Genomic DNA, 22172 nt, shown 5'->3' on the forward strand with positions numbered 1-22172 from the left:
CCACGCTAACCCCCATGAAAATCAGGTCGTACATTGCCGTTTTCCTTTCTCAAGACCGCCCTGGCGGGCGAATAAAAACGCCTGTGCCGCAATGACTGCGGCCATCAGAACTTTTCTGCACGGATAAGGGCGTAACCCAGGTAGGCGAACAACAGGGCGGCGCACAGGCCGCTGGCGATGTAAATGAACTCGAGTGTTAACAAGACAGCTCCCCCTGACTTAACGAATGGGCACCCGCAATCGGGCCCCGGTAGAGCGCGTCAGAGCAAAAAACGCACTGAACACGCGCTCTTATCTGCGCTGTGCAGGTTAAGTGAGGGGGTATCAAGGACGGACACTGATTGGGGGCCGCGGTATTAAGACGGCGTATAGATCGAGCGAAACGGGCGGTAGGCGGGAGGTGATGCGAGGGGGCAACGACAGTCACGAACGGGCACTGTGAAGTGCCCGTTCCCGGCTTGGTTCATTACGATTTGAGCGGCAGCCAGATTTCCAGCACGCCGGTGTTGAGCTTCGGGTTGAAGTCTTCGCTGTAGCGTTCGAACTCCGGGGCGTCCGCCGCTTCTTTACCGGACTGCGGCAGCCAGGTTTTCCAGATGTACTGAAAGGTCGCGGGCAACTGGTCCAGCGTGCCTTTGTGCTCGAACACCGCGTAATGCTGGGGTTGAACTTCGACCCAGCGGTACTTTTCGGGCAGATCGTCGAGTTTGTCGATCTCCACGCCGGCGATGTATTCGAAACCACCTTTGCCATCGGGATTGCAGCAGATGCCGTAGGTCACTTCACCTTTTTGACCGGGAATTTTGCCAATCTCGGGAACGAATTTCTCCCAAAGGTCGGGGATGCCTTGGGTAGTCTGCTGGGTAAATCGACCACCCAACCCTGCAATGAGCAGGAAGTGCCCGTGTTCGAAGCGGGGCTCGGCCGGTGTTACGCCTGTTTGCTCATCCATGACTCAACTCCTGAGACGAAAAAAGTGGGTTCGGCTGGAAGTATAGAAGCCAAACCCGATTCGCCCACTTACAGGGCGTGCAACTGTTCGACGGCGCCGCTGCCAACGAACTCGTTATAACCCGATAGGATCACGTAGACCGCGAAATAACAGAAGATCGCCGCCGATGCCATGTAGGAGTAACGTAACAGTTTGTCACCCAGCAACTTGCCGCCATGGCTCGCGGCGAAGCACAAAGCGACACACCAGAGCACGCCAGCGCAGAGAAACCCACCGAGGAACAGCGCCGAACTCAGGGCATCGCCGCCACCTGAACGCGCGATCAGCGTGCCGCCCACCGCCGCGAACCAGAGGATGGCGCTGGGGGACGACATGGCCAGGAAGATCCCGCGGAAAAACTCCTTACGGTGGGAGTTCTGCCCCACTTCCGCGGACTGCGCCAGCACCGCCTCATGGTGAATCGCCGAGTAGATCATCTTCGCCGCGAAATACACCAGCAGCGCTGAACCGCCAATCCACAGCACCCAACGCACGGTTTCGTATTGCAGCAAAACGGTCATGCCCGCCAGCGCCAGCACTGCGTAAATCAGGTCGCCGACACACGTCCCCAACCCCAAGGCAAAGCCTTGAAAATAGCCGCGCTGCATGGCCAACGTGATCATCGCGATATTGGCCACGCCGATATCCAGGCACAGCGAAAGGCTCAGCAAAAAGCCGCTGGTAAATTCCATCAACCGGGTTCCTTCGGACAAATTTGTTTACATAGTCGCTGGACAGTGTGCCACAACAGCCCTTACATTCCGCCACAGGCCACCGCAGTGGCCAGCGTCGCTCGGACGGTTCCGGGCGCTCACGTTACCGAGGCAACAATGGCTAACCCAGGTTCGCCGCGCCGCTTTGCGCGCATAGATCGACTCCCCCCTTACGTATTCAACATCACTGCCGAGCTGAAGATGGCCGCCCGTCGTCGTGGCGAAGACATCATCGACTTCAGCATGGGCAACCCTGACGGCCCTACTCCGCCGCACATCGTCGAAAAACTGGTCACCGTCGCCCAGCGCGAAGACACCCACGGCTATTCGACGTCCAAGGGCATTCCGCGTTTGCGCCGGGCCATTTCCAATTGGTACAAGGATCGCTACGAAGTCGACATCGACCCGGAAAGCGAAGCCATTGTCACCATCGGCTCCAAGGAAGGCCTGGCGCATTTGATGCTGGCCACCCTCGACCAGGGCGACACCGTGCTGGTGCCGAACCCGAGTTACCCGATTCACATCTACGGTGCCGTGATTGCCGGTGCCCAGGTGCGTTCGGTGCCGCTGATCCCTGGCGTGGACTTCTTCGCCGAACTGGAAAGCGCCATTCGCGGTTCGATCCCGAAACCGAAAATGATGATCCTCGGCTTCCCGTCGAACCCCACCGCGCAGTGCGTGGAGCTGGATTTCTTCGAACGGGTGATCGCCCTCGCCAAGCAGTACGACGTTTTGGTAGTACACGACCTGGCTTACGCCGACATCGTCTACGACGGCTGGAAAGCCCCGTCGATCATGCAAGTGCCGGGCGCCAAGGACATTGCGGTGGAGTTTTTTACCCTGTCCAAGAGCTACAACATGGCGGGCTGGCGGATCGGTTTCATGGTCGGCAACGCTGAGCTGGTCAACGCCCTGGCGCGGATCAAGAGTTACCACGACTACGGCACGTTCACCCCTCTGCAGGTCGCGGCCATTGCGGCGCTGGAAGGCGATCAGCAGTGCGTCAAAGACATCGCCGAGCAATATCGGCAGCGCCGCAACGTGCTGGTCAAAGGCCTGCATGAACTGGGCTGGATGGTGGAAAACCCGAAAGCGTCGATGTATGTCTGGGCCAAGATTCCCGAAGCGTACGCACATCTGGGTTCGCTGGAATTTGCCAAGAAGATGCTGGCCGAAGCGAAAGTCTGTGTGTCGCCGGGTGTCGGGTTTGGTGAGTATGGGGATGATCATGTGCGCTTCGCGCTGATCGAAAACCAGGACCGGATTCGTCAGGCTGTGCGCGGGATTCGCGGGATGTTCAGGGCGGATGGGTTAGTTCAGAAAACCAACGCCAGTTAAATCGCCTTCGCGGGCAAGCCTCGCTCCTACTGGTCGGTGTGACCTGTAGGAGCGAGGCTTGCCCGCGAAGCTTTTAAACGAACATCGACAGCAGCAGGATAAAGCCCAGCGCAACGATGGACAGGATGGTTTCCATCGCGGTCCAGGTCTTGAAGGTTTCAGCCACGGTCATGTTGAAGTACTGCTTCACCAGCCAGAAACCCGCGTCGTTGACGTGAGACAAGATCAACGAACCGGCACCGGTCGCCAGTACCAGCAGTTCACGGTTCACACCCGGAATCATCCCCACCACCGGCACCACGATGCCCGCGCCGGTAATGGTGGCCACGGTCGCCGAACCGGTCGCTATACGGATCACCGCCGCCACCAGCCACGCCAGCAAAATCGGCGAGATCTGCGCTTCCACCGCCATGTTGCCGATGACATTACCAACACCGCTGGTCACCAGCATCTGCTTGAAGCCACCACCGGCACCGATGATCAGGATGATCGCGGCGGTTGGCGCGAGGCTCGCATCCAGCCATTTGAGCATCTGGTTGGAGCCAATGCCCTGCTTGTAACCGAAGGTGTACAGCGACAGCAGCAACGCCAGCAGGAGGGCCGAGATCGGGTGACCGATCAGGTCCATAAAGGTGCGGAAGAAGTTACCGTCCGGCAGCACCACATCGGCAAAGGTCTTGAGCAACATCAGGAAAACCGGCGACAGCACGGTGATCAAGGTGATGGAGAAACTCGGGAGATCGGCAGAATCGTTCTCACGTGCCAGTTGATCCACCAGTTCCTGGTTAGGATGACCGGGGATGTATTTGGCAATGAACGTGCCGTAGATCGGGCCTGCGATGATGGCCGTCGGCAGCGCAACGATCAGGCCGTACAGAATGGTTTTACCAATGTCGGCACCGAACACGCCGATGGCCAGCAACGGACCCGGGTGCGGCGGAACCAGACCGTGTACGGCGGACAGACCCGCCAGCAGTGGAATGCCGATCTTGATGATCGACACGCCGGTACGCCGGGCGACGATGAACACCAGCGGGATCAGCAGCACGAAGCCGATTTCGAAGAACAGCGGAATGCCGACCAGGAACGCGGCGAACATCATGGCCCACTGCACCTTGTCCTTGCCGAACGCACGAATCAGCGTCTGGGCAATCTGATCCGCCCCGCCCGACTCGGCCATCATTTTGCCGAGCATGGTGCCCAGCGCGAGGATGATCCCGACAAAACCGAGCACCCCACCGAAGCCGTCCTGGAACGCCTTGATGATGGTGCCGATCGGCATGCCGGAGGTCAGCCCGAGAAAGGCTGCGGCGATGATCAGGGCAATGAAGGGGTGGAACTTGAACTTGGTGATCAGGACGATAAGCCCGATCACCGTGACCACTGCATCGAGCAGCAGGAACGTCTCGTGGGACATGCCAAACATTAGGGGTGTCTCCTGGTTGTTGTTGTTATTAATGCGGGTAATTCGCAAGCCATAAGGACAGCGCTGTCTCTCGCGGCAAAAATCATGACGCGCGTTTCAGGCCGTGTTCCAGCCACCAGACATGCGCCTGTTGCGCCAGTTGCTCGACGCTGTGGTTCGACGCGTCCAGAGCAAGGGTCAAGGGCTCGCCAACGGGCGATTCAAGCGTGGCGAACTGGCTGTCGATCAAGGTCGAAGGCATGAAGTGGCCCGGCCGATGGGAGACACGATCGGCGGCGACTTCAGGGGTCAGCTCAAGAAACACGAAGCCCAGGCCAGGCAAGGCGCTGCGCAGGCGTTCGCGATAAATGTGTTTGAGGGCCGAGCAGGTCAGCACCGGGCGCTGGCCCTGGGCGTCAACGCGGCGCAGTTCTTCGCACAGGCTGTCGAGCCAGCCGGCACGGTCGTCGTCGTTGAGGGGGATCCCCGCGCTCATCTTTTCGATATTGGCGGCTGGGTGAAAAGTGTCGCCTTCAATGGCGGTCGCGCCGCTGAGTTGGCACAAGGCCTCGCTGACGCAAGTCTTGCCGCAACCGGCAACGCCCATGATGACCAGGGCGGTGATGGGATGATTCATGTAACACCTCAGCGCGCAGACAGCGCTACCTTTGCCAGTTATGACACGTGAGCAAAAGCAGAAGTTGCCGACGCCTTCTTGTCATTTTTGTGGGTTGCAGCATGTTCGTTCCCAACGCCAAAAAACGGGGATCAGGCAAACCCCGCTCACGCATTTGCAGCTGCATCGAGACAGCGCTACCTTAGTGCCTCGAATTTTGTTTGGCAAGCCGTCCGATGATCTCCCCTAAAAACGATAAAAATACGCGCACCACTGGCCGCCCTACCTTGAACGAAGTGGCGCGCCTGGCCGGTGTCAGCCCGATCACCGCTTCCCGCGCCTTGCGCGGCGTCAGCACGGTGGCCACGGAACTGGTAGAAAAAGTGCAGAAAGCTGCCCTTGAACTGAACTACGTGGTCAACCCTGCCGCCCGCGCATTGGCCTCGGCCCAGAGCCATTCGGTGGTGGTTCTGGTGCCTTCACTGTCCAACCTGCTGTTCATCGATACGCTGGAAGCCATTCATCAGGTTTTGCGTCCCAAAGGCTTCGAAGTGCTCATCGGCAACTTCCATTACTCGCGTGATGAAGAAGAAAACCTGCTGCGCAATTACATGGCTTACCAGCCCCGTGGCTTGCTGCTCACCGGTTTCGACCGCACTGAAAGTTCGCGCCGAATGATCGAGGCGAGCAACATTCCGTGCGTGTACATGATGGAACTGGACAGCGCGGCCGGCCTCAATTGCGTGGGTTTTTCGCAGCTCGCGGCGGGTGAAACGGCGGCGCAACATTTGCTGTCCCGTGGGCGTAAACGCCTGGCCTACATTGGTGCGCAGCTGGATCAACGCACCTTGTTGCGCGGCGAAGGTTTCCGCAAAGCCCTGCAAAAGGCCGGTTTGTATGACCCGGACCTGGAAGTGCTGACGCCACGCGCGTCGTCCGTCGGTCTGGGCGGCGAACTGTTTCTGCAACTGTTGGCCAGTCACCCCGATGTGGATGCGATCTTCTTCGGCAACGACGACCTGGCCCAGGGCGCACTGCTTGAAGCCATGCGCTGCGGGATCAAAATCCCCGAACGTGTGGCGATCCTCGGCTTCAACGACTTGCCCGCCTCGGCGCACATGGTGCCGCGCTTGAGCAGCATCAGCACCCCGCGTGAGGCCATTGGCCGGCGTTCGGCGGAGTTGATGTTGACGTTGCTGGCGGGGAATGCGGTGGCCAAACCGGTGCAGGACATGGGGTTTGAGTTGAAGGTGCGCGAGAGCACATAAACCTGACTTTTGTGGCGAGGGGGCTTGCCCCCGTTCGGCTGCGTAGCAGTCGTAATAGGTCACATGCGGTGTGCCTGAAACATACAGGTGACGGTTTTAGGGCTGCTTCGCAACCCAACGGGGCGATGCGGCGTTCCGACAAGCCCCCTCGCCACAGGTTATGTGCCGGACATGAGCCCGACGAACGCCAACGCCGCTTTCTGCAACGGCTGGCTCTTGAGCCACACCGCGTGCACCGGCAGCACCAAACCGTTCTCGATGTTCCTGAAACTCAGACGCTTGAGCCTTCCAGCGTCGAGCAACGGCTGCACCACCGATAACGGAAAGTTGCCCCAGCCCAACCCGGCCTCGACCATTTCCAGCGCCATCGCCAGGGTATCGGTGCGCCAATAGGATTCGGCGACCAGGGGCCGGGTTTCGCTGATCGGCAGGTCGCGGCTGGCAACGATGATTTGCCGTACGTTAACCAGATCCTCCAGAAACAAATCCTTGCCCTGGAACAGCGGATTGTCCGCTGCGAGCGTGGCGATCATCCGCTCCGTGCCGACGAACTGGAAACGCTCCAGCACGTTCATGCTCAACCGGCGAACGCCAGGCAAACGCTGACACGACCGCTGTGCAGCATCGCCAGCACATCGTCCTGCGGCGCGCTGAGTATTTCTATTTCCAACAGCGGATGACGCTGGGCGATGACCTTGATTGCGGCCAGCAAACGGCGTTTATCGATGTCCGCCACGACGCCAATCGACAACTTGCTTTCCAGCCCCAGGGACAGTTCGACCGCATGCACTTGCAGCTGCTTGAGCTGTTCGGCGATCAACCGCGCGTGTGGCACCAAAGCACTCGCCATCGCCGTCGGTACCGGTTCTCGATGGCTGCGATCGAACAATGGATAACCGAGCTCGGCTTCCAGGTTGGCAATGCCCATGCTCACCGCCGACGGCACTTTACCCAGCGCACGAGCGGCCGCGGAAAACGAGCCGCGCTCGATCACGGCAAGAAACAACTCGATGCTGTCGCTGTTGAAATTCATCCATCGTCCTATCAATAAAACTGAAAGCTACTGACTTTTTCTGTCAACTCTATTGAAGCTATCTTTCGTCGCCTTCGCCAGTGCTCCTGGCTTCAAGTTCGCGAGAAAGAGGCAAATCTCCATGCAAGGCGTTAAACGCAAACTGGTCTACGTGTCGCTGTACGAAGTCATCGGCATGACGTTCTCGGCGCTGGGCCTGGCGCTGCTGTCCGGCACATCACCGGGCAGCACTGGTCCGTTGGCAGTGATCATCACCACAATCGCAGTGACCTGGAATTTCATCTACACCACGCTGTTCGAGCGTTGGGAGCGCCGTCAGCCATCACGCACGCGCACCGTTAAACGGCGCATCGCCCATGCCGTGGGATTTCAACTAACCTTGATAGTGTTTCTCATCCCGCTGATCGCCTGGTGGATGAACATCAGCCTGGTGCAAGCCTTCCTGCTGGACTTGGCGCTGATCCTTTTCATCCCGTGCTACACCTTCGCGTTCAACTGGCTGTTTGATCGCACCTTTGGGTTGCCGGCCTCGGCACTGCCGGATCCGGTTTGAAAACCGCGCAAGGTCTGTCAGATTCCTGAAGCGTCGAATCGCTAACGGAGTAGCTCAATGGAACATGCACTGAAGATTCTGGGTAAAGCATCGTCCATCAACGTCAGAAAGGTCCTGTGGACCTGTGAGGAACTGGCTGTTGCCTACGAACGTGAGGACTGGGGCGGCGGCTATGCGTCCACCCACACGCCGGAGTTTCTTCGGCTCAATCCCAATGCCCAGGTGCCGGTGATCATTGACGACGCGGGTGTGCTGTGGGAGTCCAACACCATCTGCCGCTACCTCGCCGGTAAGCACCACAACACCGAGCTGTTACCGCACGATCCGGCGGCACGCGCTCGGGTGGAGCAGTGGATGGATTGGCAAGCCACCGAACTCAATGCCTCATGGAGTTACGCATTCACGGCGTTGGTGCGCAAGGATCCGGAGTTCCAGGACCCGCATCACATTGCCGCCGGTGTACGCACCTGGAACCAGAAGATGGGCATCCTCGAGCATCAGCTCGCGACCACTAAAGCTTACGTCGCCGGACCACGCTTCACCCTGGCCGACATTGTCATCGGGCTGTCAGTCAACCGCTGGCTGATGACGCCGATGGAGCGGCCTGACTACCCGGCCATCGACGAGTATTTTCAACGACTGGCACAACGCTCGGGCTTCCTCAAACACGGCTGCAACGGCTTGCCTTGATGCAATGCGTTGCTTGCCGCCCGGCGGCAATGGTTAACCGCAAAACCTGCATGAGCGTCTGAAAAAAGACTATAACCAACTGATATATATAGAATTTTCTATATAGGCATACTATTTGCTGAAAGCACTGCACCACAAATACCTACAAGGTCTACTCATCATGTTGGTCAGTGCAAAACAACACATGCAAAACCTTCCCTTGCCCAAGCAGTGGGGCAAGGATCCGCTCGCCGAAGCCTCGGCCGGAAGCGACCTTCAGGGCTCGATGATGCAAGCCCTGCAAACCAATGTGCAGGCGCAGGTCCAGGCATCCGCGACCCAGCAAGCCACGCAACAAGTCAGTGAGGCGAGCAAGATCAGCGACAACGTCGATGAAGCGTTCGCGAAAACCCGCGTGGCGCTGCAAGCTACCGAGTCATCCAAATTGCCAGCCGATGGCCAATTCAGGACCAGTGACAGCCCGGCCGGAGACGCCTTCAAGGAATACATGAGCAAAACGCCGGAACAGCGCATCCAGGATTCCATTCTGGAAGAGATGGGTTTGACGAAAGAAGAAGTCGAGCAAATGCCGCCGGAAAAACAACAGGCGATCGCTAAAGAGATTGCCGAGCGCATGGAGGACAAAATCAAACTGGCGCAGGCCGAGAAAGAAAACACCAGCAGTGAGAAAGGCAGTAGCCAGGTGGTCGACAAGTTCCTCGCTTCGCTTTAATAGCGCTGCAACAACGCTTCTTATGTAGCAGCTGGCGAAGCCTGCGTTCGACTGCGAAGCAGTCGTAAAATCGGAACTCGCGGTGTGTCAGGTGTACCGCGTAAGTAGGATTTACGACTGCTTCGCAGTCGAACGCAGGCTGCGCCAGCTGCTACACAGGCCGGCGTAATCACTCAGTTCAGTTGCAACGTCTCGCTGAACTGACTGATCGCATCCACCACATGCCGCGACCCTTGCTGAATCTCCAGGATCACCTCCCCCGCCTCGTTCGCCAGTTCCACCCCGAGTCCGGTTCGGCTCAAGCTCGACTGCATGCTCGACACCGCGCTCAACGACAGATCGTGGTTCTTGCGCACCACGTCGACAATCTCCAGCGTCGCCTGGCTCGTGCGTGCCGCGAGGCTGCGCACTTCATCGGCCACGACGGCAAACCCTCGCCCGTGCTCACCCGCCCGCGCGGCTTCGATGGCCGCGTTGAGCGCCAGCAAGTTGGTCTGGTCGGCAATGCCGCGGATGGTCTGGACGATGGTGCCGATGATGTCGGACTGTTTGCTGACCGCATCGATACTGAGCGCTGCTTCGTTCAAGTCCCGGGAAATGTCCTGAATGATTTGCACCGTTTGCTGCACCACCTGAGATCCTTTCTGCGCACAGGCATCGTTTTGCACCGAGGTGCTGTGAGCCGATTCCGCAGCGGTTTGCAAAGTGGTGACTTGCTCGGTGATGTCGCTGGCAAACTTCACCACTTTGTACAGCCGGCCCTTGGCGTCGAACAGGGGATTGTAAGAGGCTTCAAGAAACACGGTATGGCCGTATTTGTCTTTGCGTTCGAAACGATGGGAGTGATATTCGCCGCGATTGAGTGAAGCCCAAAACGCTTTGTAAGCCTGCGACTCGGCGTCGGCGCGGTGGCAAAACAGGCTGTGGTGCTGACCGACCACTTCGTTGAGCGAGTAATGCATCGTCTTCAGGAAATTTTCGTTGGCGGTGATGACTTTGCCGTCGGGAGTGAACTCGATCACGGCCATGGAGCGGCCGATCGCCGCCAGCAGGCTATCGTTTTCGTGTTCCTTATAAATGCGCGCGGAGATATCCGAGGCGATTTTAATCACGCTTTTAACCTGGCGATCAGGACCGAACACCGGCATGTAACTGGCTTCGAGCCAAATCTCTTTACCTTGCTTGTTCAGCCGTAAAAAGGTGCCGCTGATCGGTTCGCCACGGGCCAGGTCCCGCCATAACTTTGCGTATTCCTCACTGCGGTAGAACGCTTCTTCGCAAAAGATTCGGTGATGTTTGCCGCGCACTTCATCGGCGCTGTAACCCATGACACTGCAAAAGTTGTCGTTGGCATCAAGCACGATGCCTTCCGGGGAGAACTCAATCATTGCCATTGATCGACTGACAGCCGCCAACTTGGCGTTGGCCTCGGTCAGCGCACAGCTGAATCGTTGGATTTCCAGCAGGTCAGCCTTGTGATGTAGGTTAAACATGGTCGTATCACCTTCAGCGCGTTTTTTTGATTGATGAAAGTTCTTTGGTCTTTCAACGGATCCACCACATCGTTCTATGGAACAGGCACACGCGTTCCTCCAGGGGAGGAATTGTCAGGTGATCAATGATGTTCAATCGGAGAGTCCATGTAGCAACGCTCTTATCAAGACATCCTTCTCTTGATAGCCCGGGACCGGGCCAGCCCTAACGTTTTCATGAGTAACTCCCTTTACCGACCAGCTCCTTTGTTGCTCCGTGTCGGTGCCTTGGGTTGCGCACTCTTGCGCTGCAATTTTCATATTGCGAGCGACATGGTTAGCTACGAGTCAGCTTAGACAGCCACTTGAGGGAAGCAAGGCCACTAGTCGGCCAGTATTGAGGACAAAATCGGTTCAGCGAGCATGTCCAGCAATGCCCGCACCGCTGCCGAGGTTTTTTTGTCGGGTGCGGCCACCAGGGCGAACTCGCGATGGATTCGCGGATGCACGGGCACCACGCGCAGGCCTTGGCGATTGCCCGGCAAGGTCATTTCCGGCACCAGGGTGACACCGATGTTTTCGCGCACCAGCGTAAACGCGCTGCTCCACTCACGGACCTCGACCCGCACATCACTCAACTGCAAACCGGCATCGGCGGCGAGGCTTCGAGCGTTGGTCGAGCAGCCGCCCGTCGCCAGCACAAAAGGCTGTTCGGCCAACTCCGCAAGGGTCACGCCCTCCTCGTTCGAACGACGGGCCAGCGGATGACCGCCGGGCAGCACCGCCATCCACGCATCGCGCCCCAATCGTCCGGCATTGCGCTCGGGCGCCGGGTTCAACACCACGCCGACATCGACCAGCCCGGCTGCGAGCAGGGTTTCCACTTCATCGTCGCTAACCTCCAGCGCCACCACCTGGATGCCGGGATACAGGCGATTGAACCGGCGCAAGAGCGGCGGGAGAAAAGTCGCCAGCACCATAGGGAAACTGGCGAGACGGATAGTCCCGCGCTGGATGTCTCTGGCGGCATCGACAGTGCTGCGAATGTTTTCCAGGGCACCGAGCATCATGCGCGCCTGCTCGATCACCGGCAGGCCGATGGCCGTTGGCAGGGTCTGGCGATTCTCCCGGCTGAATAGCTGAACGCCGAGGGTGTCCTCGATCAACGCCAAGGCCTGGCTGGCACCGGACTGGGTCATGCCGACTCGCTCGGCAGCCCGGGTAATGTTGCCGGTGTCCGCCACCGCCACCACCATTCGCCAATGCATCAGATTCATCATGGCAGTAGCTTTCCTTATGGCAGCGCTCTGAAAGATTAATTTTACCGAGGGTGCCGCGCACTATGACACTGGCGCAAATCCCTCACCAGAGCCCTCCCTGCCGATGAAGTTGTATTACGCCCCGAATGCCTGCTCGCTAGCGCCGCACATTGTGCTGCGGGAACTGGATCTGCCCTTCGAGTTGGTACGTGTCGATAACAGGACCAAGAAAACCGAGACCGGCGCTGACTTCCTGGCGATCAACCCAAAAGGGTATGTCGCTGCCTTGCAATTGGATAACGGCGAGGTGCTGACTGAAGGACCGGCACTTCTGCAATACCTGGCGGATTTGCAACCCGAGTCGAACCTTGCACCGGCGAACGGGACGTTCGAACGGGTACGGCTGCAGGAGTGGTTGAATTTCGTCTCGACGGAGATTCATGGAGGGTTGGGTTGGCTGTTCAATTCGCAGTTTGCGGATGAGGTGAAGGTGCAGATCAAAGAGAAGCTGTTCAAGCGGTTGGCGGTGCTGAACCAGACGCTGGAGCGGCAGGATTATTTGATGGGTGATTTCAGCGTGATTGATGCGTATTTGTTTACGGTGTTGCGTTGGACGCCGCTGTTTGCGATTGATCTGGGACGGTGGCCGGCGTTGGAGCGGTTTCAGGCCAGGGTTGACCAGAGGCCAGCCGTTAAGGCGGCGTTGGCTGCTGAGACGGTGTAAGCCTTGAGGCCATCGCGAGCAGGCTCGCTCCCACAGTGATTTTCAGTGGACACACTATTTGTGTACACCTCAGATCTAGGAGTGAGCCTGCTCGCGAATGCGGTAGTTCATACACCGCAAAATCATCAGGAAAAAACTACAAACTCGCACTCACCTTGGTCGCCACCTCCCCCGGCACCCAGGCTTTCCAGATCTGAGGCTGATCGCGCAAAAACGCTTCGGCGACCTGACGCGGTTGCTGGCGCTTTTCGCTCATCTGCCCCAGCGTCTGGTTCAGCAGATCGATCGGAAAATCGACCTTTTCAAAGAACGCCACCAGGTCTGGGTATTGCGCCTTGAACGGCGCGGACACGCCAATCGCCAGGCTCGCCGGCATCGAGCGCGTACCTTTTGGGTGCGGGTTATTGGCATCGGCCAAGGTCTTCCAGGCTTCGGCATCGAACGGCGGCTCGTCGAGTTTCACCAGTTTGAATCGGCCCAGCAGCGGTGTTGGCGACCAGTAGTAAAACAGCACCGGTTTGCCGCGGCGGATCGACGAAGCGACCTCGGCATCCAGCGCCGCGCCGGAGCCGGTGCGGAAGTTGACGTAGCTGGCGGTCAGGTCATAGGCCTTGAGTTTCTGGCTGTTGACGATCTCCGAGGTCCAGCCGGTCGGGCTGTTGAGGAAACGTCCGCGAGTCGGGTCTTCCGGGTCGCGGAACACATCCTTGTAACGCGCCAGGTCGGCAACGGATTTCAGCTCCGGGGCCAGCGGTTTGATGCCGCGCTCCGGGTCGCCCTTGATCACGTATTCCGGCACCCACCAACCTTCGGTGGCGCCTTTGACCGTGTCGCCCAAACCAAACACCTTGCCCTCGGCGGACGCCTTGACCCACGCCGGACTGCGCCCGGCCCACTCTTCGCCGATTACCTGAATGTCGTTTTTGGCCAACGCCGCTTCGAGGCTGACGGTGCTGCCCGGCAAGGTGTCGGTTGGGTAGCCGTAACCCTTCTCGACAATCAGTCGCAGGATTTCGGTGATCAGGCTCCCGCTCTCCCACGTGATGTCACCGAAGTGAATCGGTGCGGTTTTTTCGGCGGCCGGAACATGGGTTGCCACAAGGCTCAGGGCCAGCAGCGAACTGCCAAGCAGGGTTTTGATCGATCTCATGCGGACCTCTGGGTCAGGGGTTGGTTGGCGCTGTGCTGGGCGCACAATGCTTGGGAGCGGGTCATGTAGACGCTGACCGAGCGCTGGGAAATGCCCAGTTCGGCGGCGATTTGCGGGTAGGTCAGGCCGTCGAGGCGAGATAGCAGGAAGGTCGCTCGGACTTTGCCCGGCAAGCGATCAAGCGTCTGGTCGAGGCCCTGCAATACCTGGCTCAGTTGCATTAATTCCTCGGGCGACTTCACGTGCTGCGGATCGATGTGTTGCAACTGATCGAGATGTTGATGCTCCAGATCACGACGGCGCCATAGCTGATAAATCAACCGGTGGGCGATGGTGGTGAGCAAGGCGCGAGGCTCGCGGATTGGCGTCAGGCCTGGGGATTCGAGCAATTGCATGAAGGTTTCGGCGGCGATGTCTTCAACGCTGCAACCGGCCCCCGAATGCCGGCGCAAGCGTGCGCACAGCCAGGGGTAATGAGCGCGGAACAATCCGCCCACGTTATTGCGATGGGAGACGTCGGTGCCAGACATAGAGGCTCCAAGGGTTAGGGTCGCTGAATGTCCGGTGATCCGGTGGCGCGATCCTAGCAAGGAGCCTTATTCTTTAATAATACTTAAAAAGTATTTTTATATTCCTTTTGTGAATTAGACATTAGAAGATCGCAGCCTCGTTTCACTCGACAGCTGCTACAAGGAGTCGGCGTACGTCCGTAGCAGCTGTCGAGTGAAACGAGGCTGCGATCTCTTCACATCAACTAACGCAATCGCCCATACCCCAACGCTTCGGCCTCTTGCTGGTAATCGAGAATGACTTGATAGTCGCTATAGGTGGCCGGCAGCACTTCCTGAAGGCCGAGGATTTCCGCGACATCGGGCAACTCATGCAATGAGGTGTTCATCACCTGCCTAAGCGCTTCAACCTGTTCATCGGTCTGCGTCGCGGCCGTGATGAACGGCAAGGTCGGACTGAACGCACTGCGGGCCACGACGCGCAGACCCGCAACCTCTTCCTGCGCATGCCGCGCCAGATAGGCGAAGGTCACACTGTCGATGGCCGCCAGGTCTGCACGCTCTTCACGCAACCAGCGCAGGCTCTCGCGGTGGCTGCCGCTGATGGCGACACTGGAAAAAAAATGCCCGTCGCGATGCAGCGGCGCCAATCGATGCCGCAAGAGGTTCATGCCGCTGTTGGAGTCTTCGCCATTGATCACCCCGCGACTGTCGCGAAAGGCCGGCAAGGTTCGCCGTGGATCATCGGCGCGGCAAAGCAGCAAGCTGCAATGGTTGCCACCGTTGCTGTCGGGGAGTTCATAACGAGGCCGGCCGACGACCCGGACTTTGCCGCGCAATGCGGTCATCAGCGGGTAGCCGCAGGTTTGGGTCAGCAGCAGATCCGGCGAGAGCCAGAGTTTGGGCAGCGTCAGGTCTTCGGCACTCAAACGGGTATGGCCCAGGTGTTCGACGATGCGCGAAAGCCAGCGCTCGTTTGCCGCGCGGATCGGCTCGGGGGCGACGTACATCAGTAATTCGGCGATGTGTTGTGTCATCAAAATCTTCCAGGCAACAAGTAACCCTGTGGGAGCGGGCTTGCCCGCGATAGCGTTGGATCAGTCACCAGATGTGTTGAATGTTAAATAGTAATCGCGGGCAAGCCCGCTCCCACAGGGTTCAATGAGGTTCATGGATCAGTGGAACGGATGCCGCGGGCTATCAATGGCCTTCACTCCATTCTCCCGCCACAACTGCCCATAACCCTGCACCAGATACCCGCCGCTGCGCGCCAGCCATTGCTCGCGGCGCGCGTGGTAGACGCGTGGCAAGTCGTACCAGGGCAAGCCCGGCAAGTCGTGATGCACCAGGTGAAAATTGAGGTTCAGGAACAACCAGCGCCACGGCCAGGCCGCTTCGTTAAGGACGGTGCGTTGCTCGGGTTCGGCGTGCGGACGGTGTTCATAGTAGGAGCGAATCATGGCAATCGAAAGCGCCGGCACGCTGATCAGCAACAGGTAATGCCAGACCGGCAGCACACTGTAGCGCGCGATGAACACCAGCATCAGCAGGGTCAGCGCACCGTGGGTCAGCCACATCAACCACGCCTGCCGCTCACCGTTAATCAGCCGCTGCAGTGCTTCCTTCGCCAGTGCGATCAGGGCCAGCGGCGCACCGAGCATAAAGCGCCCGAGCACGGTTTTGTTCAGCCAGTGCAGGCCTTGTTCGAAGAACGAACTGCCCTGCCACTGCGCGGCCGTCAGGTAACGACTTTCCGGATCGACACCGGGGAGGGTCAGGTCTTCGTCGCGGTGATGCAGCAAATGGCTGTCGCGGTACAAGGTGTAGGGATACCAGACGGCAAACGGTGCGTAGCCGAGGATTTTGTTCAGCGACGTCCAACGGGTGGGATGCCCGTGAAGCAGTTCGTGCTGTACCGACAACCACAGCACCACCAGAGGAATCAGCAACAACGTGCTCCACCAAAGCCCCAACCGATCACTCGTCAGCACAATGCTGAACCAGCCGACGTACACGCCGATCAGCAACAGCCAGGTCGGCCACTCGGTGCGAGCGGTCAGGCGTTGACGCAGGGTTTCGATTTCTTCTCGGTGGGCGGCATCGAAGTAATGGGGCATGGCGTTGCTCAGATCGGGGACCAGTCCCCCTCTGTGCAATGGCGCAGGGAAATCTTGCAGATTATTTGATCGTTCCCACGCTCTGCGTGGGAATGCCTCTAAGGACGCTCCGCGTCCAGTGACGCGGAGCGTCACGGGTTGCATTCCCACGCAGAGCGTGGGAACGATCGATTAACGCGGGATCAATGACCGAACACATCCACCTTCTTGGCCTTCTTGTCTGCGCGCTTTTCATCGGCGGTTTTCGCCGGTTTCTTCTTTGCTGCTTTTTTTGAATCCATGCCTTTGGCCATGATACGTACTCCACTCATACGGGATGTGAGATCAGGTATACACCTATCCCCGGCCGCACGTTCTTTTATAATCACCCGCTTTGCGCACCGACAGACCCGACCCATGCCCGACACCCAATACACCCTGCTCGCCGAGCCGTTATGGCCGTTGATGAACAAGTTTTATCGCGCCCACCAATCGCCGATGAAAGCGGTCCGCGATGCTCAGCTGTGGGTCGCAAGGCGTGATGAGATCATTGGCGCGCTGTGTTTGCGTCCGGTCTCGGGCGGGCATTGGTTGACGGGGCTGTTCGTCGATCCGGCATGTCGGCAACAAGGGATCGCGGCGGCGTTGATCGCCGCAGCGGTGAGCGGTCTCGAGCAACCGGTCTGGCTGTTCTGCCATCCCGACTTGCGCGGCTTCTATGAGCGCCAAGGGTTTTGCTTCGATCCACACATGCCTTATGCCATGACCGAACGCTTGAGCCGTTACGCACGCAGCAAACCGATGATCGCCATGGGCCTGGAACCATTGGTAGGGTCGGCCCCCGATTAAAGTCGGATCAACTGACGTTGCGGTTCGTCAACCCTGCGAAATAAAGCATTGAAAACCAGTGCAGATCCCTGTGGGAGCGGGCTTGCCCGCGATGAGACCTGTACATTCAACATGGATGTTGTCAGACAGATCGCTATCGCGGGCAAGCCCGCTCCCACAAGGTCTTGCGGTGTCCAAAGCTTAGTCGTCCGCGTTCGGATCGAGATCCGGGAACATCACTTCGGTAAACCCGAATTTGCTGAAGTCGGTAATCCGCGACGGGTACAGCCGGCCGATTAGGTGATCGCATTCATGCTGCACCACACGCGCATGAAATCCCTCGGCCATCCGCACAATCGGCTGGCCCTTGGGGTCGAATCCTTCGTAGCGAATCTGCTGATAGCGATCCACCGCACCACGCAGGCCCGGCACTGACAGGCACCCTTCAAAGCCCTCTTCCATCACCGGGCTCAACGGCGTGATCAGCGGATTGATCAGAATGGTCTGTGGCACCGCTTCAGCGTCCGGATAGCGTTCGCTGTGCTCGAACCCAAAGATCACCAATTGCAGATCGACACCGATCTGCGGCGCTGCCAAACCAACGCCGCCGACGCTTTCCATGGTCTGGAACATGTCGTCGATCAGTTGCCACAGCTCTGGGCTGTCGAACATTTCAGCCGGGACCGGCGGGGCAACGCGCAGCAGGCGTTCATCGCCCATTTTCAGGATTTCACGGATCATTTGATGACTTCGTCAGTGGTGGGCTTGATCGAGTGATCCCGACCCAGTCCCGAAACATGCTGTTTGTGTTCGTGGTCGTTCTCGCCGGGGACCTTTTCGCCAGGGTCCTTGCCTTCGGTCGACATATGCTCGATTACCGCATTCATCTCCGCGCCGAGCAACAACACTGCGGCGGAAATATAGAAATAGAGCAACAGCACGATGATCGCGCCGATACTGCCATACATGGCGTTGTAGTTGGCGAACTCCTTGACGTACAGGCCAAAGCCCAAGGAGGCGAGGATCCATACCACCACCGCCAGCACCGAGCCTGGGGTGATAAAACGAAACTCCTGTTTGACGTCGGGCATGACGTAATAAATCAGCGCCACGGCCACCATCAGCAAAATCACCACCACCGGCCAGCGAACGATGGTCCACAGGGTCACGATGAAGTCTTCCATGCCGACTTGCGCGGCGATCCAGCCCATCAATTGCGGCCCGAGCACCATCAGCGCGGCGGCGATCAACAGCATGCCGGCAATGCCGACCGTGTAGATGATCGACAGCGGAAAACGCTTCCACGCGGGCCGGCCTTCGACCACGTCGTAGGCGGCGTTCATCGCGCTCATCATCAGCCGCACCCCGGCGGACGCGGTCCACAGGGCAATCACGATACCAATCGACAGCAAGCCACCTTTGGACTGCTGGAGTTGGTCGATCACCGGGTTTACCTGTTCCAGCGCCTGGGGTGGCAGGACCAGCTCGGATTGCAGGCGCAGCCAGGAGAAGAAGTCCGGCAGGTGCAGGAAACCGATCAGGGCGATCAGGAACAGGATGAAGGGGAACAGCGAGAACAACATCTGATAGGCCAGCGCCGAGGCATAGGTCGACATCTCGTCGTCGACGAACTCGGTGACCGTGCGCACCATCACGCGATGGATGGGCAGACCTTTCATGTCCGGGAAAATCATTAGCGTCTCCTTTCGCCGCAAGATGGGTAGAAGTCGTGGCGACTCAGGGGCCGTTTGCTACCTCAAAGTAGCCTACTTGGCGACTTTGAAACAATTTCCGTGCGCAAGTTCAGGCTGACACAAAAACGGCCATCCGTGGATGGCCGTTCCTGTTGCTCATCAAAGGCCGAATCAAGCCTTGTCGACGCCTTTCTTGATCGCGTCCTTGGCTTTACCGACTGCTTGCTGGGCCTCGCCTTTCTTTTCCTGCACTTTACCTTCGGCTTGCAGTTTGGTGTTATCAGTGGCCTTGCCGACGCCTTGCTTGACGTTGCCGGCGGCTTCGTTGGCCATGCCTTTTACTTTATCGCCAGTGCTGCTCATGGTGTTTCTCCTGTGAACAATTCAACGGAAAAAGTCGTTACACAAAGATTGACCGGAGGCGTTTGCACGGAGTTTCATTTATTTTCAGCCACACATTTCATCGTTCAGTGCAGATCAGGCTTTATGTTTGCCGATCAACCCCCGAGAATGCGCAACGTATTCAGGCCATGGCGCTGAAGATCCAATCCCGTAGGAATGTTATGAAACTCGATAAAAAGCAGGCCATTGCCCGCAGAAACCAGGAACTCGGCGGTGCTGTGCTTGGCGTCAACAACTGCCATTTCACCGAATTGAACCGCAACCGCAACATTTGGTGGTTCGATATCCCGGTGGCGCGCCTGGCCATTGGTCAGTACGAATGGGTTCACCTGCTGATGCACACGCCGGACACCGACGAGTTGCTGCACCTGAAAGTGCCGACGGTGTTCCTGCGCGAGAAGCTTGAAGGCCTGGTGGTGCGCAACGAAGGCAAGCGCAAAGCCGCTTTGAGCCTGGAACTGAGCGCGGACAAGGATTCGTACCTGCAGGACATGCGCCCGGCGGGCACCAACGTCAATTTCGCGCCGTTCCGCCTATAACTTTGCACATCCCCTGTGGCGAGGGAGCTTGCTCCCGCTGGGCTGCGAAGCGGCCCCAAATCAGGCGCTGCGGTATTTTTGGTGTATCTCCATCGACTGGAAGACGACTACGACTGCTGCGCAGCCGAGCGGGAGCAAGCTCCCTCGCCACAAAAGCACTTCTGACATCGTTATAAACAAAAAGCCCCGCATCTGCGGGGCTTTTTGTGGGTTACGCGCCGACTTTCTTGGCGTTGAGCTTTTTCAGCTCTTCGTCGCGCAATTCGCGGCGCAGGATCTTGCCGACGTTGGTGGTCGGCAGCGCATCGCGGAACTCCACGGAGCGCGGGACCTTGTAGCCGGTCACGTTCGCACGCATGTGCTCCATCACCTGCTCCTTGGTCAACGTCACGCCCGGTTTGGCCACGATGAAGATCTTGATCGCCTCACCCGACTTCTCGTCCGGCACACCGATGGCCGCGCATTGCAGCACGCCCGGCAGGGTCGCCAGCACATCTTCCAGTTCGTTCGGATAAACGTTGAAACCGGAGACCAGGATCATGTCTTTCTTGCGATCGACGATGCGCATGTAGCCGTCCGGCTGGATCACCGCGATGTCACCGGTCTTCAACCAGCCTTCGCTGTCGAGCATTTCATCGGTGGCGTCCTGACGTTGCCAGTAGCCCTTCATCACTTGCGGACCTTTCACACACAGCTCGCCGATTTCGCCTAACGGCTGCTCAACACCGGCATCGTCGATGACTTTGCACACGGTGGATGGAACCGGAATACCGATGGTGCCGATCTGGATGTGCTGAATCGGGTTCACGGTGGCCACCGGGCTGGTTTCGGTCATGCCGTAACCTTCGCAGATGGCGCAACCGGTGACCGCTTTCCAGCGCTCGGCCGCGGCCAGTTGCAGGGCCATGCCACCGGACAGGGTGACTTTCAGTGCGGAGAAATCCAGCTTGCGGAAGCCTTCGTTGTTGCACAGCGCCACGAACAAGGTGTTGAGGCCGACGAAGCCGCTGAACTTCCACTTCGACAGTTCCTTGACCATCGCCGTCAAATCGCGCGGGTTGCTGATCAGGATGTTGTGGTTGCCGATCAGCATCATTGCCATGCAATGAAAGGTGAAGGCATAGATGTGGTACAGCGGCAGCGGCGTGATCAGGATCTCGCAGCCTTCATTAAGGTTGGAACCCATCAGCGCCTTGCACTGCAGCATGTTCGCGACGAGGTTGCGATGGGTCAGCATCGCGCCCTTGGCCACGCCGGTGGTGCCGCCGGTGTATTGCAGCACGGCAACGTCGCTGTTGGCCGGATTGGCTTCCGCCACTGGCTGGCCGTGGCCCTTGCTTAACACGTCGTTGAACTTGATGGCCTTGGGCAGGTGATACGCCGGGACCATCTTCTTCACGTACTTGATGACGCTGTTGACCAGCAGGCGCTTGAGCGGCGGCAGCAGGTCGGCCACTTCGGTGACGATCACGTGCTTGACGCCGGTTTTCGGCACGACGGTCTCGGCCAGATGCGCCATGTTGGCCAGGCAGACCAGGGCTTTGGCACCGGAATCGTTGAATTGATGTTCCATTTCCCGCGCGGTGTACAGCGGGTTGGTGTTGACCACAATCAGCCCGGCGCGGATGGCACCGAACACAGCGACCGGGTATTGCAACACGTTGGGCAGTTGCACGGCGATTCGATCGCCCGGCTGCAAGTCGGTATGCTGTTGCAGGTAAGCGGCAAAGGCACCGGACAATTCGTACAGTTCACCGTAAGTGATTGTCTTGCCCAGGTTACTGAATGCCGGTTTGTCGGCGAAGCGCTGGCAGGATCGTTTCAACACTGCCTGAATATTCGGATACTCGTCAGGATTGATCTCGGCAGCAATCCCGGCAGGGTACTTATCCTTCCAAAAGTCTTCGTTCATGGAAGCCCACTCCTCAGCAACGCGAATTCTTCACCGCATTTGATGCGATTATTATTGGTGTGTGTTTGTAGGTGAATCTAGCGCTTTTACAAGCCCGAGAAGTCACAAAGCGCGCCGAGAGTAGCAGCTTTGCCAAGGGTCGACCAGAGCCAAAAGCGGCCTCTATGGTCACAATAGTGACTCAAGAATTTCTAGCGGTCATTTTAGAGCAAAGATTCTATACAGCCCTGAAAGCCCCGTATTTTGGGGACTTCCCTAAAAAGCATCG

23 protein-coding genes and 2 pseudogenes are annotated in these 22172 nt (G+C 58.3%); 8 read left to right on the forward strand and 17 right to left on the reverse strand.

Going from position 1 to position 22172, the window contains the following annotated elements; genetic code table 11:
* Window positions 1–104: 104 nt before the first annotated feature.
* The 3 genes from kdpF to ACYZT6_RS20080 form a co-directional block, all read right to left on the reverse strand.
* Window positions 105–203 carry a K(+)-transporting ATPase subunit F gene (gene kdpF, locus ACYZT6_RS20070; protein ID WP_095130908.1) on the reverse strand — a complete coding sequence of 33 codons (99 nt, stop codon included), beginning with the start codon at window positions 201–203 and terminating at the stop codon, window positions 105–107.
* Window positions 204–466: 263 nt separating this feature from the next.
* Entirely contained in the window at window positions 467–952 is a 486-nt protein-coding gene (locus ACYZT6_RS20075; RefSeq protein WP_462028341.1) for a GyrI-like domain-containing protein, read from the reverse strand.
* Window positions 953–1020: 68 nt separating this feature from the next.
* The gene (locus tag ACYZT6_RS20080; RefSeq protein WP_462028342.1) at window positions 1021–1683 is read right to left on the reverse strand and encodes a LysE family translocator; all 663 of its coding nucleotides are present in this window, start codon (window positions 1681–1683) and stop codon (window positions 1021–1023) included.
* A gap of 138 nt (window positions 1684–1821) precedes the next feature.
* Between ACYZT6_RS20080 and alaC the strand changes: the two genes are divergently transcribed.
* Window positions 1822–3042 (forward strand): alanine transaminase, encoded by a 1221-nt coding sequence (gene alaC / locus ACYZT6_RS20085; protein ID WP_462028343.1) that lies wholly within the window; start codon window positions 1822–1824, stop codon window positions 3040–3042.
* Window positions 3043–3115: 73 nt separating this feature from the next.
* Here the strand turns inward: alaC and ACYZT6_RS20090 are convergent, their stop codons facing one another.
* Entirely contained in the window at window positions 3116–4468 is a 1353-nt protein-coding gene (locus ACYZT6_RS20090) for a GntP family permease (RefSeq protein WP_462028344.1), read from the reverse strand.
* A gap of 82 nt (window positions 4469–4550) precedes the next feature.
* Entirely contained in the window at window positions 4551–5084 is a 534-nt protein-coding gene (locus ACYZT6_RS20095) for a gluconokinase (protein ID WP_462028345.1), read from the reverse strand.
* Between the two features lie 215 nt (window positions 5085–5299).
* On the opposite strand from ACYZT6_RS20095, the gene gntR reads away from it, so the two are divergent.
* Window positions 5300–6331, forward strand: a complete 1032-nt coding sequence (gene gntR / locus ACYZT6_RS20100; RefSeq protein ID WP_131059738.1) for an HTH-type transcriptional regulator GntR — start codon at window positions 5300–5302, stop codon at window positions 6329–6331.
* A 158-nt stretch (window positions 6332–6489) separates the two neighbouring features.
* Here the strand turns inward: gntR and ACYZT6_RS20105 are convergent.
* Window positions 6490–7364: pseudogene (locus ACYZT6_RS20105) on the reverse strand (LysR family transcriptional regulator).
* A 121-nt stretch (window positions 7365–7485) separates the two neighbouring features.
* On the opposite strand from ACYZT6_RS20105, the gene ACYZT6_RS20110 reads away from it, so the two are divergent.
* From ACYZT6_RS20110 to ACYZT6_RS20120, 3 genes are all read left to right on the forward strand, one after another.
* Window positions 7486–7917 (forward strand): PACE efflux transporter, encoded by a 432-nt coding sequence (locus ACYZT6_RS20110; protein WP_462028346.1) that lies wholly within the window; start codon window positions 7486–7488, stop codon window positions 7915–7917.
* Window positions 7918–7974: 57 nt separating this feature from the next.
* Complete coding sequence (locus ACYZT6_RS20115) at window positions 7975–8607, forward strand: glutathione S-transferase family protein (RefSeq protein ID WP_462028347.1); 633 nt, start codon at window positions 7975–7977, stop codon at window positions 8605–8607.
* A gap of 160 nt (window positions 8608–8767) precedes the next feature.
* Window positions 8768–9319, forward strand: a complete 552-nt coding sequence (locus ACYZT6_RS20120; RefSeq protein ID WP_462028348.1) for a hypothetical protein — start codon at window positions 8768–8770, stop codon at window positions 9317–9319.
* Between the two features lie 173 nt (window positions 9320–9492).
* Here the strand turns inward: ACYZT6_RS20120 and ACYZT6_RS20125 are convergent, their stop codons facing one another.
* The 3 genes and pseudogenes from ACYZT6_RS20125 to ACYZT6_RS20135 all read right to left on the reverse strand — a co-directional run bounded on the left by ACYZT6_RS20125 (window position 9493) and on the right by ACYZT6_RS20135 (window position 12071).
* Complete coding sequence (locus tag ACYZT6_RS20125; RefSeq protein WP_462029990.1) at window positions 9493–10062, reverse strand: methyl-accepting chemotaxis protein; 570 nt, start codon at window positions 10060–10062, stop codon at window positions 9493–9495.
* A pseudogene (locus tag ACYZT6_RS20130) lies at window positions 10036–10812 on the reverse strand (PAS domain-containing protein); the annotation flags it as partial. The gene ACYZT6_RS20125 and the pseudogene ACYZT6_RS20130, both read right to left, overlap by 27 nt.
* A 362-nt stretch (window positions 10813–11174) precedes the next feature.
* Window positions 11175–12071 (reverse strand): LysR family transcriptional regulator, encoded by an 897-nt coding sequence (locus tag ACYZT6_RS20135; protein ID WP_462028349.1) that lies wholly within the window; start codon window positions 12069–12071, stop codon window positions 11175–11177.
* 103 nt (window positions 12072–12174) lie between these two features.
* Between ACYZT6_RS20135 and gstA the strand changes: the two genes are divergently transcribed.
* A complete protein-coding gene (gstA, locus tag ACYZT6_RS20140; protein WP_462028350.1) occupies window positions 12175–12774 on the forward strand; it encodes a glutathione transferase GstA in 600 nt (199 codons plus the stop codon).
* A 136-nt stretch (window positions 12775–12910) separates the two neighbouring features.
* Here the strand turns inward: gstA and ACYZT6_RS20145 are convergent, their stop codons facing one another.
* The 4 genes from ACYZT6_RS20145 to ACYZT6_RS20160 form a co-directional block, all read right to left on the reverse strand.
* Complete coding sequence (locus ACYZT6_RS20145; protein WP_462028351.1) at window positions 12911–13924, reverse strand: ABC transporter substrate-binding protein; 1014 nt, start codon at window positions 13922–13924, stop codon at window positions 12911–12913.
* Entirely contained in the window at window positions 13921–14454 is a 534-nt protein-coding gene (locus tag ACYZT6_RS20150) for a sigma-70 family RNA polymerase sigma factor (protein ID WP_462028352.1), read from the reverse strand. The genes ACYZT6_RS20145 and ACYZT6_RS20150 overlap by 4 nt, the downstream gene beginning before the upstream one ends.
* A 224-nt stretch (window positions 14455–14678) precedes the next feature.
* Window positions 14679–15470: a phosphate/phosphite/phosphonate ABC transporter substrate-binding protein gene (locus ACYZT6_RS20155; protein ID WP_462028353.1), complete on the reverse strand. Its 792-nt coding sequence runs from the start codon at window positions 15468–15470 to the stop codon at window positions 14679–14681.
* A 138-nt stretch (window positions 15471–15608) separates the two neighbouring features.
* Window positions 15609–16550: a fatty acid desaturase gene (locus ACYZT6_RS20160; RefSeq protein WP_462028354.1), complete on the reverse strand. Its 942-nt coding sequence runs from the start codon at window positions 16548–16550 to the stop codon at window positions 15609–15611.
* Between the two features lie 396 nt (window positions 16551–16946).
* Here ACYZT6_RS20160 and ACYZT6_RS20165 point away from each other — a divergent pair, with 396 nt between their 5' ends.
* Window positions 16947–17378 (forward strand): GNAT family N-acetyltransferase, encoded by a 432-nt coding sequence (locus ACYZT6_RS20165; protein WP_462028355.1) that lies wholly within the window; start codon window positions 16947–16949, stop codon window positions 17376–17378.
* A gap of 180 nt (window positions 17379–17558) precedes the next feature.
* On the opposite strand, the gene def is transcribed toward ACYZT6_RS20165, so the two are convergent.
* The 3 genes from def to ACYZT6_RS20180 all read right to left on the reverse strand — a co-directional run bounded on the left by def (window position 17559) and on the right by ACYZT6_RS20180 (window position 19414).
* Window positions 17559–18098: a peptide deformylase gene (gene def, locus ACYZT6_RS20170; protein ID WP_131059751.1), complete on the reverse strand. Its 540-nt coding sequence runs from the start codon at window positions 18096–18098 to the stop codon at window positions 17559–17561.
* Window positions 18095–19051: a YihY/virulence factor BrkB family protein gene (locus tag ACYZT6_RS20175; RefSeq protein WP_462028356.1), complete on the reverse strand. Its 957-nt coding sequence runs from the start codon at window positions 19049–19051 to the stop codon at window positions 18095–18097. The genes def and ACYZT6_RS20175 overlap by 4 nt, the downstream gene beginning before the upstream one ends.
* 171 nt (window positions 19052–19222) lie before the next feature.
* A complete protein-coding gene (locus ACYZT6_RS20180; RefSeq protein WP_462028357.1) occupies window positions 19223–19414 on the reverse strand; it encodes a CsbD family protein in 192 nt (63 codons plus the stop codon).
* A gap of 200 nt (window positions 19415–19614) precedes the next feature.
* Between ACYZT6_RS20180 and ACYZT6_RS20185 the strand changes: the two genes are divergently transcribed.
* Window positions 19615–19992 carry a hypothetical protein gene (locus tag ACYZT6_RS20185; protein WP_109634211.1) on the forward strand — a complete coding sequence of 126 codons (378 nt, stop codon included), beginning with the start codon at window positions 19615–19617 and terminating at the stop codon, window positions 19990–19992.
* A gap of 211 nt (window positions 19993–20203) precedes the next feature.
* Here ACYZT6_RS20185 and fadD1 read toward each other — a convergent pair whose 3' ends face one another.
* A complete protein-coding gene (gene fadD1, locus ACYZT6_RS20190; protein ID WP_462028358.1) occupies window positions 20204–21904 on the reverse strand; it encodes a long-chain-fatty-acid--CoA ligase FadD1 in 1701 nt (566 codons plus the stop codon).
* Between the last annotated feature and the right edge of the window lie 268 nt (window positions 21905–22172).

It is taken from the genome of Pseudomonas sp. RT6P73, assembly GCF_054897715.1.